Origin of the sequence: Stenotrophomonas sp. B1-1, assembly GCF_010894375.1 — a bacterium.
GTDB lineage: Bacteria > Pseudomonadota > Gammaproteobacteria > Xanthomonadales > Xanthomonadaceae > Stenotrophomonas.
The window spans coordinates 266933-279305 of record NZ_JAAIUZ010000011.1; the positions used below are offsets into that span (position 1 = coordinate 266933).

A 12373-nucleotide genomic window follows, 5' to 3' on the forward strand; every position below is an offset into this window, starting at 1 on the left:
TGGCACACCCCGGAACAACTGCCCACCAAGGTGGGCATCTACCAGAGCGGTTGCCGGGCCGCTATTTCCCGATCCAGCCATCCAGCAGATCGGCGAACTCATCGGCGTGTTCTTCTTCCTGCGCCAGGATCTCTTCCAGGATGCGCTTGGTGGTGGTGTCGCGGTCGCCGACGAAATTGATCATCTCGCGGTAGCTGTCGATGGCGATGCGCTCGGCCACCAGGTTTTCCCGCACCATGTCGCGCAGATCGCTGCCTTCCTTGTATTCGGCATGCGAGCGCGCCGAGAACGTGTCCGGATTGAGGTCGGGTTCACCGCCCAGCTGCACGATGCGTTCGGCCAGCTTGCCGGCGTGGGCCTGTTCCTGCTGGGCGTGCTCCAGGAATTCGGCCTTCACCGCATCGGCCAGCATGCCCTTGGCCATGAAGTAGTGGCGGTAGTAGCGCAGCACGCACACATACTCGGTGGCCAATGCATCGTTGAGCAGCTTGATCACCGCCTTGCGGTCGGCGCTGTAGCTGTCGGTGATGGCACCGTCTTCGATGTTGCGGCGGGCCCGCTCGCGCAGCGCCTTGCGGTCGCTGATGGCGGTGACGGTGGCACTGGGCTTGCTGGTCTTGGCTGGCTTGGTGGACATGGCTGGCCGTTTCCTCTGGGTGGGGTGTCAGGTGGGCAGATGCTCCAGCACGTACTGCGCCGAAGACACTTCAAATTGACCGGGTTCCTCGATCCACAGCGCCTGCACCACGCCGTCGTCGGCGTACAGGGCGAAGCGGCGCGCGCGGATGCCCATGCCCGAGGCACTGGCATCCAGCTCCAGGCCCAGCGCACGTGTCAGCCCCGCATTGCCGTCGGACAGCATCAGCAGGCCGTCGGGCACGCGCTGGTCGGCCGCCCAGGCCTTCATCACGAACGGATCGTTGACCGCCATGCAGTAGACCTCGATGCCGCGCTGGCGGAACGCATCGAACGCCTCCACGTAGCCGGGCAGGTGGCGCGCCGAACAGGTGGGGGTGAAGGCACCCGGCACGGCGAACAGCACGACCTTGCGGCCGTCGAACAGGGCGTGGGTATCGAGGGTCTCGACGCCTTCGCGGATGCGCTTGAGGGTGACTTCCGGAATGCGGTCGCCGACGTGGATGGTCATGGGAACTCCTTGCGGGGGCAGGCTAGAAGGGTGGGTGGGATGAACGCGTCAAGACATTGGAAACCCGGCGTGCACGCCCCATCTTGGAACGTTGCGGCGGGGGCCGCCAGCCTCAGCCTGCCGCACCGGCAGGGCGGCTGCATTGCGCAGGATCAGTCGGCCTCACCAGGGCCGCACGGTGCGCGGCGTAGCATCGCCGGCGCGTAGAATGAACCCGGGGCGGCGCCACCGGCGCGGCCGAAGCAGATCGAGGTAGCTGGATGGAATTCAAGGATTACTACGCCACCCTGGGGGTGGAGCCGAGCGCGGGCGATGCGGAAATCAAGACCGCCTATCGCCGCCTGGCACGCAAGTACCACCCGGACGTCAGCAAGGAGGCCGGGGCGGAAGACAAGTTCAAGGCGGTGAACGAGGCCTACGAGGCGCTGCGCGACCCCGAAAAGCGCGCGGCCTATGACCAGCTGCGCGCGCAGGGCTACCGGCCCGGCGAGGAATTCAACGTGCCGCCCAACTATGGTGGCGGCGGTTTCAACTTCGAGGAAGTGTTCGGCGGCGGCGGTGGTGCCGGCGGCGGCTTCAGCGATTTCTTCGAAAGCCTGTTCGCACGCCAGCGCGGCGGCCAGGGGCCGGGCGCCGGCCCGGGCTTCAGCAGCCAGGGCCACGCGCCCAACCGCGATACCCGGGCCAAGCTGTCGGTACCGCTGGAAGCGGCCTACAAGGGCGACAGCCTGCGCATCACGGTCAATGGCCGGCAGCTGGACGTGCGCGTGCCCAAGGGTATCCGGCCGGGGCAGGTGATCCGCCTGGCCGGGCAGGGCAACCACGGCGGCAACCTGTTGCTGGAAGTGGAATATGCCGCGCACCCGCAGTTCGAGGTGGACGGGCGCAACATTCTGTACACCCTGCAGGTGACGCCCTGGCAGGCGGCGCTGGGGACCAGCATCAGCGTGCCGACCCTGGGCGGTAGCGTGGAGCTGAAGATCCCGGCCGATTCCGATGCCGGCCGCAAGCTGCGCCTGCGCGGTCGCGGGTTGCCGGGCAACCCCGACGGCGACCAGATCGTGGAGTTGGAGATCGTGGCCCCGGCCGCGACCGACGATGCGCAGAAGAAGGCCTATCGCAACCTGGCCAAGGCGTTCGGCGAAACGATCTGAGATCGCCCTGGCGCCATGAAATGTAGAGTCGAGCCATGCTCGACTGCTGCAACCAAGAGCAGTCGAGCATGGCTCGACTCTACAGAAACGGGTTCAGCCCTGGCCGGCGAACACCCGCTCCAGCACTTCGGACAGTTCGTCTTCCGAGAACGGCTTGGTGATGTAGGCCTTGGCGCCCTGGCGCATGCCCCACATGCGGTCGGTGTCCTGGTCCTTGGTGGTGACCAGGATCACCGGAATATGCCGGGTGGCCTCGTCGCGGGCCAGCGTGCGGGTGGCCTGGAAGCCATTGAGGTTGGGCATCACCACGTCCATCAGCACCAGGTCAGGCAGCTCGGCCTTGGCGGTTTCCACGCCGGCCGCGCCATCGGTGGCGGTCAGGATCTGGTGCCCGAGCTTCTCGACGATGCGCTGTATCCCCAACAGCTGCGACGGTGAATCGTCGACGATCAGAATGCGTGCCATGTTGTTCCCCATGTGTTGCCCGCAGTGTAGTGCGGGCAACGTGATGGCGGGAGGGCCGCGCCCTGCCGTCCGTCGCCTGCCTGCAACGCTCAGTCGATCCGCACCACCGTGCGCCCCAGCGACCCGCCGGCCAGCATGCGTTCGAACACGCCGGGCAGTTCGTCCAGGCCCACTTCAGCGGTGCAGATGCGGTCCAGGTGCTGCGGCTTCCATGCGCCGCCCAGCTTGGCCCACACCGCTTCGCGCAGATCGCGCGGGGCGCTGGCCGAGGACACCCCCAGCAGCGACACGCCGCGCAGGATGTACGGCATGACCGTCATCTCCAACGCCGGGCTGGCGGCCAGGCCGGCGCTGACCACGCTGCCGTAGGGCACGGTCTGCGCCAGCAGGCTGGCCAGCATCGGGCCGCCGGCATTGTCCAGGCCGCCGCCGAAGCGGGCCGACTGCAGCGGGGCGGTATCAGCCAATGCGTCACGCTGCAGCACCTCGGCCGCACCAATGTCGCGCAGGAACCCCGCCTGTTCGGGCTTGCCGCTGATGGCATGCACGCTGTAGCCGGCGCGGCTGAAGATATCCACGGCCAGCGCGCCCACACCGCCACTGGCGCCGGTGACTGCCAGCGGACCGTGCCCGGGGGTCTGCCGGTTGTCCTGCAGGCGCAGCAGCGCCAGCGCGGCGGTGAAGCCGGCGGTGCCCAGCACCATGGCCTCGCGCGGGGTCAGGCCGCTGGGTTGAGCGATCACCGCGCTCGATTCCAGGCGCACGTACTGGCTGTAGCCGCCGTCGCGGGTCTCGCTCAGGCCGCAGCCGGTGGCCAGCACCGCATCGCCCTCGCGCCAGGCCGGGTCGCTGGAAGCCACCACGGTGCCGGCCACGTCGATGCCCCCCACCAGCGGGAAGCGCCGCAGGATCCGGCCCTTGCCAGTGCCGGCCAGGGCGTCCTTATAGTTCACCGATGACCAGTGGGCGCGGATCAGCACCTGGCCGGGGTTGAGGTCGTCCACGCCCAGCTGGGTCAGGCCGCTGCGGTAGCCGGCACTGTCGTTTTCGATCCGGAAGGCGGTGAACGGAGGGGTGGGGGCCATCGGCGTTGCCTGACTTCGAGGAAAACACAACCTTACCGCGTCACCACCCTTTCAATCCTGCCGGTCCGCCCCATCTTGTATGATCGGAGATGGTTCACGGCTGGCGTTGCGGGAAGGGCCCGCGTCGCAGCCCATATCTTGATGGAGCGTGCATGGCCTGGAATACACCCGGCGGCAACAAGGGCGGACAAGGCCCCGAGGACAATCGACGTGGGCCGTTCCGGTCACGCGGCGGTGGCAATGGCGGTGGCTGGGGCGGTCTGCCCGGGCCGCTGAAGGATCTGTTCGACGGGGGCATCCTGCGTTGGGTGGCGGCGGCCGTGGTGCTGCTGGTGCTGTTCTCCAGCTTCCAGCTGATCGGCGAACAGCAGCGCGGCGTGGTGCTGCGCTTTGGCCAGTTCTCGCGCATCTTGACCCCTGGCCCGAACTTCAAGCTGCCGTGGCCGATCGAGTCGGTCACCAAGGTCAACGCCACCGAGATCAAGACCTTCTCGATCCAGGTACCGGTGCTGACCCGCGACGAGAACATCGTCAATGTCTCGTTGAACGTGCAGTACCGCATCGACGACCCGCAGCAGTACCTGTTCGGCACGGTCGATGCCAACCAGGTGCTGGAGCAGTCGGCGCAGAGCGCGGTGCGTGAGGAAGTCGGCCGTGCCGACCTCAATGCCGTGCTGAACAACCGTGGTCCGCTGGCCGTGGCCGCCGAAGAACGCCTGCAGGCGCTGCTGAAGGCGTTCAAGACCGGCCTGACCGTGACCGGCCTGACCCTGCAGGACGCCCGTCCGCCGGAAGAGGTCAAGCCGGCCTTCGACGAGGTCAACGGCGCCCAGCAGGTCAAGGAACGCCTGATCAACGAGGCCCAGGCCTACGCCGCCAAGGTGGTGCCCGAAGCGCGTGGCCAGGCCTCGCGTGCCCGTACCACCGCCGAAGGCTACAAGCAGGCCGTGGTTTCCAAGGCCGAGGGTGATGCGCAGCGCTTCAGCCTGCTGCAGGCCCAGTACAAGAACGCCCCGGAAGTCACCCGCAAGCGCCTGTGGCTGGAGACCGTGCAGCAGGTGCTGAGCGAGAACCGCAAGGTGATCGGTGGCGATGGCCGCCAGCTGATCTACGTGCCGATGACCGGCGATACCCGCCCCAGCGCCTCGGCGCCGGCCCCGGTGGTGAACCCGGAGGTGGTGATGCCGTCGCTGCCGGGCGCCACGGCGGTGGAAGCTTCCCGTGACCCGGGCCGGCCGGTCGGCCGCCCGACCGGGCGACCCAGTGGCCGTGAGGAGGGCAGCCGATGAGAAGTTCGATGTGGATTGCGGTCGCCGTAGCGGCCCTGCTGGGCCTGCTGGGCTCGGTCTATGTGGTGCGTGAAGACCAGACGGCGATGGTGCTGAACCTGGGCAAGGTGGTCCGTTCGGACATCAAGCCGGGCCTGCACTTCAAACTGCCGGTGGTGGAGACGGTGCGTGTGTTCGATCGCCGCTTCCAGGTGCTGGACACCGCCCCGGCACGTTACTTCACCGCCGAACAGAAGGACGTCAGCGTCGACTTCTTCGCCATCGGCTACATCTCCAACGTGGGCGACTACTTCCGTGCCACCGGTGGCGACCCGCGCGTGGCCAATGCCCGCCTGGCGCCGATCATCACCGATTCGCTGCGCAACCAGATCAACTCGCGCACCCTGCAGCAGCTGGTCTCCGGCGACCGCAGCGAACTGATTGCCGAACAGCTCAAGGGCATCAACGAAGCGGTGGCCGGGCTGGGCATGCAGATGATCGACCTGCGCATCAAGCAGGTGGACCTGCCGACCGACAGCCAGGTGATCAACGACGTGTACGAGCGCATGCGCGCCCAGCGCAAGCAGGAAGCGGCCAAGCTGCGCGCCGAGGGCGAAGAGCAGTCGCTGACCATCCGCGCCCAGGCCGACCGCGACAGCACCGTGCTGATCGCCGAGGCCGAGCGTGATGCCCAGCGCCTGCGCGGTGAAGGCGATGCCGATGCCGCACGCATCTACGGCCAGGCCGGCGCTGCCGACCCGTCGTTCTATGCGTTCTACCGCAGCCTGGAGGCCTACCGTGGCTCCATGACCGACGGTAACGGCGTGATCGTGCTGGACAAGAACGACCCGTTCCTGCAGTACCTGAAGAACGACCGCTGAGTTTCACGCATGACCCACGGGGCCCGGCCAACAGCCGGGCCCCGTGCTTTTTCCGGAGTACCCCCATGAAAGACCTGTTCGCCGCCCTCTGCCTGGTGGCCGTGCTGGAAGGGCTGCTGCTGTTCGCCGCGCCGCTGGCCTGGAAGCGCATGGCCGAGCGCCTGCTGGACCTGCCCAGCCCGGCCCTGCGCAGCTTCGGCGGGCTGGTGCTGCTGGCCGGCCTGAGCCTGCTGTGGTGGGCCCGGCACTGAAGGGCCTGCCGGGCCGCCTGCGTTCACATGCGTGGTCTTGCTTTGGTAGATGCCAACCTTGGTTGGCATTGCCGGCCAGCGGCCGGCGCGACCGGGCGGGGCGCCTGACCGGCCGGTGAAGCCGTCCGTCGGAAGGGTGGCAGCGGACCCCGGAAACCCGGATAATGCACAAAAGCCGGACGGGCCTCCCCGTTCGGCTTTTTCCGTGTCTGGGCCATCCATCGCCGGCCGCTCCCCGTTTGGAGCCGCCACCCACGCGCTGGCCAGCCTCGCCACGGGTCAACCGTCCGCGGCCCCGATGGCCGCAACAAAATCGAGGAGCCCGTCATGGGTCAGTCTGTCGTAGTGTTGGGTGCCCAGTGGGGCGATGAAGGCAAGGGCAAGATCGTCGATCTGCTCACTGAGGAAATCGGCGCCGTCGTGCGCTTCCAAGGCGGCCACAATGCCGGCCACACGCTGGTCATCAACGGCAAGAAGACCGTCCTGCACCTGATCCCGTCGGGCATCCTGCGTGACGATGCGCTGTGCCTGATCGGCAACGGCGTGGTGATCTCGCCGGCCGCACTGCAGAAGGAAATCGCCGAGCTGGAAACCTCTGGCGTGGAAGTGCGTTCGCGCCTGAAGATCTCCCCGGCCGCGCCGCTGATCATGCCGTACCACATCGCCCTGGACCAGGCGCGCGAGCGCGCTGCCGGTGGCAAGGCGATCGGCACCACCGGTCGCGGCATCGGCCCGGCCTACGAAGACAAAGTGGCGCGTCGCGGCATCCGCATCGCCGACCTGCATTACCCCAAGCAGCTGGAAGAACTGCTGCGCACCGCGCTGGATTACCACAACTTCGTGCTGACCAAGTACCTGGGCACCGAAGCGGTCGATTTCCAGAAGACCTACGACGAAGCGCTGGCCTTCGGCGAATACGTGCAGCCGATGAAGTCCGACGTGGCCGGCATCCTGCACGACCTGCGCAAGCAGGGTAAGCGCGTGCTGTTCGAAGGCGCGCAGGGCGCCCTGCTGGACATCGACCACGGCACCTACCCGTACGTCACCAGCTCCAACACCACCGTCGGTGGTGCGCTGGCCGGTACCGGCGTGGGCGCCGATTCGATCGACTACGTGCTGGGCATCGCCAAGGCCTACGCCACCCGCGTCGGCGGCGGCCCGTTCCCGACCGAGCTGGACGATGAAATCGGCCAGGGCATCCGTGACCGCGGCGCCGAATACGGTGCCTCCACCGGTCGCCCGCGTCGCTGCGGCTGGATGGACATCGTCGCGCTGAAGCGCGCCGTGGCCATCAACGGCATCAGCGGCCTGTGCATCACCAAGCTGGACGTGCTGGACGGCATGGAAAAGCTGAAGGTCTGCATTGCCTACGAATACAACGGCAAGCGTACCGAGTACGCGCCGCTGGACGCGCAGGGCTGGGAAGACTGCACCCCGGTGTACCTGGAGTTCCCGGGCTGGAGCGAGAACACCCACGGCATCACCAACTGGGACGACCTGCCGCCGGCCGCACGCGCCTACCTGCGTTCGCTGGAAGAGCTGGCCGGCTGCCCGATCAGCATCGTCTCCACCGGCCCGGACCGCGACCACACCATGGTGTTGCAGGACCCGTTCGCCTGAGCGATTGACCGGTAGCGCCGGGCCATGCCCGGCGTCGTTGCAAGGAGAAGCCCCGCGCATGCGGGGCTTTTTCGTTACTGTGTGGGCCATGCCTGCAGGGAAGTAGTGCAATGACGAGGACAACGGTGAAGGGCGAGACGGTCGCGCGGATCACCCTGTGGGTGTTGTGGAGCCTGTGGGGGCTGGCCTGCCTTGTGCTGCTGCTGGGCGCGGTCGCCAACCACCTCGCGTCTCGCACGCAGACGCTGCCGCTGCGCTTGCAGCCGGGCGCCTCTGCACAGGTGACGGTCTACCGCTTCATTGATGATCGCCTGCGGCTGCGCCTGCGCTATCTGCCCGAAGCAGCGGATCCGGCGCTGGACCCCACGGTGCGCTTCAGCGTGGAAACCCCCACACAGCAGGCGCAGTTCCGCATCAGCGTACGTGCCGGCCCTCCGACCACGGACGTCGTGCGCCGGCTGGAAACCATCGCGGGCGGGGGACTGTTTGACGCGTACTTCGGTTACGGCCGCGGCGATGCGCTGCCGCGCGGCCGTTCCTGGTTGCGGGTGACCGTGCTGGATGTCGAGCCGGCGCTGGCTGGACGTGCGGCTTCGGTGGAGTTGTTGCCGCCAATGGACGTGCTGAAGCTGACCGATCTGGATTACGTATGGTTGTGGCCGTTCTTCTTCTGGCAGCCGCTGGCCTTGGGCCTGCTGATCGTCGGCGCCGGGCTGGCGATCGCCAGCATCGCCCTGCGCCGCTGGCGCCGCCGCGTATCCGCCCGGTAGCGCCGGGCCATGCCTGGCGAGGCACTTGCCAAATACCCAATATGGGCACAATAATGCCCAATATGGGTATATCCGCCGCCACTGCCTCTTCATCCGGCCCCATCGGCCTGGCCGACGCGCTGTTCACCCAGACCCAGCAACGGGTGCTGGCCCTGCTGTTCGGTCAGGACCGCAGCGATTTCAGCATTTCCGAACTGATCAGCGGCAGTGGCGCCGGCTCGGGCGCCGTGCAGCGCGAAGTGGCCAAGCTGGTCGCCAGCGGTCTGGTGAACCAACGCAAGGTGGGCAACCAGAAGCGCTACCGGGCCAACGCGCAGTCGCCCATCCACGCCGAACTGGTGTCGCTGGTGCACAAGACCGTGGGCCTGGCCGGTCCGCTGCGCGACGCATTGCAGCCGCTGCAGGACCAGATCACCTGTGCATTCGTCTACGGATCAGTGGCCAAGCGCAGCGACACCGCGCACAGCGACATCGATCTGCTGCTGGTGTCCAACACCTTGGGCTATGCTGACCTGATGGCCGCGCTGGACCCGCTGGAGGAACGCCTGGGGCGGCCCGTGAACCCGACGCTGTACACGCACGACGAACTGAGCGAGCGCCTGCGCAAAGGCAATGCCTTCCTGCAGCGGGTACTGGAACAACCCAAGCTGTGGGTGATTGGAGGAAAGGATGACCTCGCCTTTGCAGAATCTGGTCGGGCCGGGTAAGCCGCTTTCGCTGGAACCGCCGGACGCGCGCGAGGTCGAGGGACTGCAGCGTTCCGGCCTGGCGCGCCTGCGCGATGCACGCAATGGCACGCTTTCGCTGGAAAGCCGCTTCGACCTGGCCTACAACGCGGCCCACGCGCTGAGCCTGGCGGCACTGCGCGGGCAGGGCTACCGGCCCAGCAACCGCTACATCGTGTTCCAGTCACTGAAGCACACCTTGGGCGTGGGCCCGGAGGTCTGGCGCGTGCTGGACAAGTGCCACCAGCAGCGCAACCTGGCCGAGTACGAGGGCGAGCTGGATGTCAGCGGTCGCCTGGTCGAAGACCTGATTGCCGCGTGCGAGGCGGTGCGGGTTGCTTCTGGGCTCTAGAACAGCGGGCTTTAGAACAACGGGTACGGGTTGATCGATTCACCCTTCCACCACTGCTTCTCCGGCCCCAGCACATGCACCTCGAAATGCAGGTGCGGGGCATCGGCGCTGGCATTGCCGGTGCTGCCCACATAACCGATCACATCGCCGCGCTTGATTGCCTGCTTTTCCGCCAGGCCGTCGGCGTAGCGCTGCAGGTGCGCGTAGTAGTAGCACCATTGCCCGCTGGGTTCGAACTGGTAGACGGTCAGGCCACCGCGTTCGCTGTCGAACAGCTTTTCCACCGTACCGTCGGCCACCGCCAGTACCGGTGTGCCGGCCGGCGCCATGATGTCGATGGCATCGTGCACGCGGCCTTCGCTGCGCGCATCGGTGAAGGTGTCGCGTAACTGCGCGCGCTGCACGCCCTGCACCGGTAGCAGCAGGCCGATCGGTTGCGCAGCGGCGGCGGCAGCGGTTGGCGCCACGGTGGGCGCGGGCGTCGGCGCAGTGGCCGGCGCAGGCGCAGACAACGCCGCTGGCGCGTTCTGCGCCGTGGCCTGCGTTGGCGCTGGTACGAAAGCACGCGCAGGCTCGGCATCACGCCGCAGCCACCATCCCAACCCCAGGCCGAACACCACCCCCAGCACGATCAGCTGCGAAAGCCGCATGGCATTACTCCTGCATCACCACGGGCACCGATTCGTCCACCGCATCGGCCACGCGCAGCGCATCCCAGTTGGTCATGCGCACGCAGCCATGCGATTCGGTCTTGCCCACGTGTCCGGGTTCGGGGGTGCCGTGCAGGCCGTAGTGCGGCTTGGACAGATCGATCCAGACCCGGCCAACCGGATTGTTCGGACCCGGCGGCAGCGTCGCCTTCTTGTCGCCCTTGCGCGCATCCCAGAACAGCTTCGGGTTGTAGTGGAACGGCGGGTCGCGGAACACGCCGAGGATCTTCCATTCGCCGATCGGCAGTGGATCGTGCTCGCTGCCCGAAGACACCGGCACCTGCGCGATCACCTTGCCCTGCGCATCCAGCAGCTGCAGGGTGGAATCGGATTTGTCGATCAGCACCTTGGCCGCTTTCGCCAGCGGCGCCGGGGCGATGTTGGGTACCTGGATGCGATTGCCGGCCTTGCCCAGGTCCACGCCGGGGTTCAGCGCTTTCAGCAGCTCGGGCGAGGCGTGGAAGCGCTCGCCCAGCGCTTCTTCCACGCTGGCATAGCCCAGGGCCTTCAGCTTGGACTGCGCAGCAGGTGTCTTCGGTACCGGCTGGAACGGACCGGCCACGTCTTCGGCGGTCAGCGTGTAGCTGGTCAGGGGCGCGGTGGCATCGGCCTGCAGCGCCTTCCAGGTGGCATCGTCCAGTTCGCCGGTCACCGTCAACCCGTGCGCCGCCTGGAAGCCCGACACCGCACGGCGCTGGTTGCTGCCCACTTCGCCATCAATCTGGCCGGGCGAAAAATTGGCGCGGTCCAGCAGTACCTGCGCGTGCAGCGGCGAGCGCAATGCGGTGTCCGGGCCGGCCTGTTCGGCAATGGGCGCGGGCAGACCGGCGGGTGGCGCCTGCGCGAACACAGGGCTGGCCAACAACGAGAGCGCAAGGACGGCTACACGGGGTGAAAGCATGGAAAACTCCGGCGGGGTACGCATCCACCATGCCTGTGCCCCGCGGCCAGCCTGCGTGAACGCGCCGCCTTGGGTCTGTGAAGCGGGACGGTCAGGGCGTGTCTGCCTTCTCGACCGCAGGCCGCGCAATCCGTTGCAGCTGCAGTACGCCGAACGCCACTTCGGCCGCGGTGAACAGCAGCACGATGCTGCTGGCCCCGTGTACCACGGCGTACACCTGCCAGACAGCAAACAAGCCGCGTGCAACGGCATCCAGACGCCCCATCAACACGCTGGGCGCCCACCAGCGCGCCAGTGACCACACCACCACGACCGATCCCAGCAGGTTGGCCAGCAACATGTGCAGCGGGTCCAGCGCGGGCACCGTGCCGGGCAGCGACCAGGCGGCGGCCAGCGCGGCCATGGCCGCATGCACGGCGGAAAAGCCCCAGGGCAGCGCGAAGGGCAGGGTGACCAGCAGGTCGTAGGCGGCGCTGGCACGGACGATTCGCAGATAGGAGGGGAGCTGCATGGAGTACTCGTTCTCTGAAAGAGCGCCCACTGTCAGGCCTGAAGTAAACTTCAAGGTCAAGCTTTGTTGGAGAATCCATGCGCATCGGCGAACTGGCCCAGGCCTGCGGGCTGTCCCGCGAAGCACTGCGCTTCTACGAGAAGCAGGGCCTGATCGGCGCCCGCCGGCTGGGCAACGGCTACCGCGACTACCCGCCGGAAACGGCGATGCTGGTGCACTACATCCGCACCGCACAGCAGTTGGGCTTCACCCTGGCCGAGATCGGCCAGCGCCTGCCCGCGCTGTGGCAGCAGGAGGATGCCGGCGCACTGCTGGCCATCGCCCTGCAGCAGAAGCTGGCCGACATCGATGCGCGCATCCATGCCCTCAGCGCGCTGCGCGATGACCTGGCCGGCCGCCTGGCCAGTGCCTGCCCGCTGCAGCCCAGCGCCGGCTGAGGTGAACCGGCCGCACAACGTGAACGGCACCGGAAGCGTTCACACTGCGCGCGTCAAGGCGGCGTGAGGGCGGGCCGATAAGGTCGGACCCCCCAC

At 67.4% G+C, this 12373-nt stretch carries 16 protein-coding genes; 9 read left to right on the top strand and 7 right to left on the bottom strand.

Translation table 11 applies throughout. The features are described 5' to 3' along the window. Window positions 1-61: 61 nt before the first annotated feature. Together G4G00_RS09105 and G4G00_RS09110 are read right to left on the bottom strand one after the other, a co-directional pair. Window positions 62-637, bottom strand: a complete 576-nt coding sequence (locus G4G00_RS09105) for a ferritin-like domain-containing protein (RefSeq protein WP_108753837.1) — start codon at window positions 635-637, stop codon at window positions 62-64. Window positions 638-664: 27 nt separating this feature from the next. After that, window positions 665-1147, bottom strand: a complete 483-nt coding sequence (locus G4G00_RS09110; protein ID WP_108753836.1) for a peroxiredoxin — start codon at window positions 1145-1147, stop codon at window positions 665-667. Between the two features lie 260 nt (window positions 1148-1407). Here G4G00_RS09110 and G4G00_RS09115 point away from each other — a divergent pair, with 260 nt between their 5' ends. After that, the gene (locus G4G00_RS09115; RefSeq protein ID WP_108756896.1) at window positions 1408-2301 is read left to right on the top strand and encodes a DnaJ C-terminal domain-containing protein; all 894 of its coding nucleotides are present in this window, start codon (window positions 1408-1410) and stop codon (window positions 2299-2301) included. Between the two features lie 93 nt (window positions 2302-2394). On the opposite strand, the gene pilH is transcribed toward G4G00_RS09115, so the two are convergent. Together pilH and G4G00_RS09125 are read right to left on the bottom strand one after the other, a co-directional pair. After that, complete coding sequence (gene pilH / locus G4G00_RS09120) at window positions 2395-2766, bottom strand: twitching motility response regulator PilH (RefSeq protein ID WP_005410644.1); 372 nt, start codon at window positions 2764-2766, stop codon at window positions 2395-2397. An 89-nt stretch (window positions 2767-2855) separates the two neighbouring features. Then, complete coding sequence (locus G4G00_RS09125; RefSeq protein ID WP_164272784.1) at window positions 2856-3851, bottom strand: YhdH/YhfP family quinone oxidoreductase; 996 nt, start codon at window positions 3849-3851, stop codon at window positions 2856-2858. Between the two features lie 152 nt (window positions 3852-4003). On the opposite strand from G4G00_RS09125, the gene hflK reads away from it, so the two are divergent. The 7 genes from hflK (at window position 4004) to G4G00_RS09160 (ending at window position 9718) form a co-directional block, all read left to right on the top strand. Then, window positions 4004-5140: an FtsH protease activity modulator HflK gene (gene hflK / locus G4G00_RS09130; protein ID WP_108753833.1), complete on the top strand. Its 1137-nt coding sequence runs from the start codon at window positions 4004-4006 to the stop codon at window positions 5138-5140. Continuing rightward, the gene (locus G4G00_RS09135; RefSeq protein ID WP_108750747.1) at window positions 5137-6000 is read left to right on the top strand and encodes a protease modulator HflC; all 864 of its coding nucleotides are present in this window, start codon (window positions 5137-5139) and stop codon (window positions 5998-6000) included. The genes hflK and G4G00_RS09135 overlap by 4 nt, the downstream gene beginning before the upstream one ends. A gap of 65 nt (window positions 6001-6065) precedes the next feature. Further along, window positions 6066-6251, top strand: coding sequence for a DUF2065 family protein (locus G4G00_RS09140; RefSeq protein WP_108750746.1), 186 nt, complete (start codon window positions 6066-6068; stop codon window positions 6249-6251). Between the two features lie 327 nt (window positions 6252-6578). Beyond that, the gene (locus G4G00_RS09145) at window positions 6579-7871 is read left to right on the top strand and encodes an adenylosuccinate synthase (RefSeq protein ID WP_108753832.1); all 1293 of its coding nucleotides are present in this window, start codon (window positions 6579-6581) and stop codon (window positions 7869-7871) included. A 125-nt stretch (window positions 7872-7996) separates the two neighbouring features. Further along, entirely contained in the window at window positions 7997-8641 is a 645-nt protein-coding gene (locus tag G4G00_RS09150; RefSeq protein WP_164272947.1) for a hypothetical protein, read from the top strand. 62 nt (window positions 8642-8703) lie between these two features. Beyond that, window positions 8704-9348 carry a transcriptional regulator gene (locus tag G4G00_RS09155; protein ID WP_240336105.1) on the top strand — a complete coding sequence of 215 codons (645 nt, stop codon included), beginning with the start codon at window positions 8704-8706 and terminating at the stop codon, window positions 9346-9348. Beyond that, window positions 9311-9718, top strand: coding sequence for a hypothetical protein (locus G4G00_RS09160; RefSeq protein ID WP_164272789.1), 408 nt, complete (start codon window positions 9311-9313; stop codon window positions 9716-9718). Before G4G00_RS09155 ends, G4G00_RS09160 begins: the two co-directional genes overlap by 38 nt. Window positions 9719-9729: 11 nt before the next feature. Here G4G00_RS09160 and G4G00_RS09165 read toward each other — a convergent pair whose 3' ends face one another. The 3 genes from G4G00_RS09165 to G4G00_RS09175 form a co-directional block, all read right to left on the bottom strand. Further along, on the bottom strand, window positions 9730-10368 hold the full coding sequence (locus tag G4G00_RS09165; protein WP_164272791.1) for a M23 family metallopeptidase: 639 nt from the start codon (window positions 10366-10368) through the stop codon (window positions 9730-9732). A gap of 4 nt (window positions 10369-10372) precedes the next feature. Then, window positions 10373-11329 carry a L,D-transpeptidase gene (locus G4G00_RS09170; RefSeq protein ID WP_108754856.1) on the bottom strand — a complete coding sequence of 319 codons (957 nt, stop codon included), beginning with the start codon at window positions 11327-11329 and terminating at the stop codon, window positions 10373-10375. A 91-nt stretch (window positions 11330-11420) separates the two neighbouring features. Beyond that, window positions 11421-11840 (bottom strand): hypothetical protein, encoded by a 420-nt coding sequence (locus G4G00_RS09175; RefSeq protein ID WP_164272794.1) that lies wholly within the window; start codon window positions 11838-11840, stop codon window positions 11421-11423. A 77-nt stretch (window positions 11841-11917) separates the two neighbouring features. Here G4G00_RS09175 and G4G00_RS09180 point away from each other — a divergent pair, with 77 nt between their 5' ends. Further along, window positions 11918-12277, top strand: a complete 360-nt coding sequence (locus G4G00_RS09180) for a MerR family transcriptional regulator (protein ID WP_108753826.1) — start codon at window positions 11918-11920, stop codon at window positions 12275-12277. Window positions 12278-12373 lie beyond the last annotated feature (96 nt).

Bases quoted from the DNA above. Each gene is read 5' to 3' on its own strand.
- pilH (WP_005410644.1), bottom strand. From the start codon at position 2,766: ATGGCACGCATTCTGATCGTCGACGATTCACCGTCGCAGCTGTTGGGG.
- G4G00_RS09125 (WP_164272784.1), bottom strand. From the start codon at position 3,851: ATGGCCCCCACCCCTCCGTTCACCGCCTTCCGGATCGAAAACGACAGT.
- G4G00_RS09165 (WP_164272791.1), bottom strand. From the start codon at position 10,368: ATGCGGCTTTCGCAGCTGATCGTGCTGGGGGTGGTGTTCGGCCTGGGG.
- G4G00_RS09140 (WP_108750746.1), top strand. From the start codon at position 6,066: ATGAAAGACCTGTTCGCCGCCCTCTGCCTGGTGGCCGTGCTGGAAGGG.
- G4G00_RS09180 (WP_108753826.1), top strand. From the start codon at position 11,918: ATGCGCATCGGCGAACTGGCCCAGGCCTGCGGGCTGTCCCGCGAAGCA.
- G4G00_RS09105 (WP_108753837.1), bottom strand. From the start codon at position 637: ATGTCCACCAAGCCAGCCAAGACCAGCAAGCCCAGTGCCACCGTCACC.
- G4G00_RS09115 (WP_108756896.1), top strand. From the start codon at position 1,408: ATGGAATTCAAGGATTACTACGCCACCCTGGGGGTGGAGCCGAGCGCG.
- G4G00_RS09175 (WP_164272794.1), bottom strand. From the start codon at position 11,840: ATGCAGCTCCCCTCCTATCTGCGAATCGTCCGTGCCAGCGCCGCCTAC.
- G4G00_RS09135 (WP_108750747.1), top strand. From the start codon at position 5,137: ATGAGAAGTTCGATGTGGATTGCGGTCGCCGTAGCGGCCCTGCTGGGC.
- G4G00_RS09155 (WP_240336105.1), top strand. From the start codon at position 8,704: ATGGGTATATCCGCCGCCACTGCCTCTTCATCCGGCCCCATCGGCCTG.
- G4G00_RS09110 (WP_108753836.1), bottom strand. From the start codon at position 1,147: ATGACCATCCACGTCGGCGACCGCATTCCGGAAGTCACCCTCAAGCGC.
- hflK (WP_108753833.1), top strand. From the start codon at position 4,004: ATGGCCTGGAATACACCCGGCGGCAACAAGGGCGGACAAGGCCCCGAG.
- G4G00_RS09170 (WP_108754856.1), bottom strand. From the start codon at position 11,329: ATGCTTTCACCCCGTGTAGCCGTCCTTGCGCTCTCGTTGTTGGCCAGC.
- G4G00_RS09160 (WP_164272789.1), top strand. From the start codon at position 9,311: ATGACCTCGCCTTTGCAGAATCTGGTCGGGCCGGGTAAGCCGCTTTCG.
- G4G00_RS09145 (WP_108753832.1), top strand. From the start codon at position 6,579: ATGGGTCAGTCTGTCGTAGTGTTGGGTGCCCAGTGGGGCGATGAAGGC.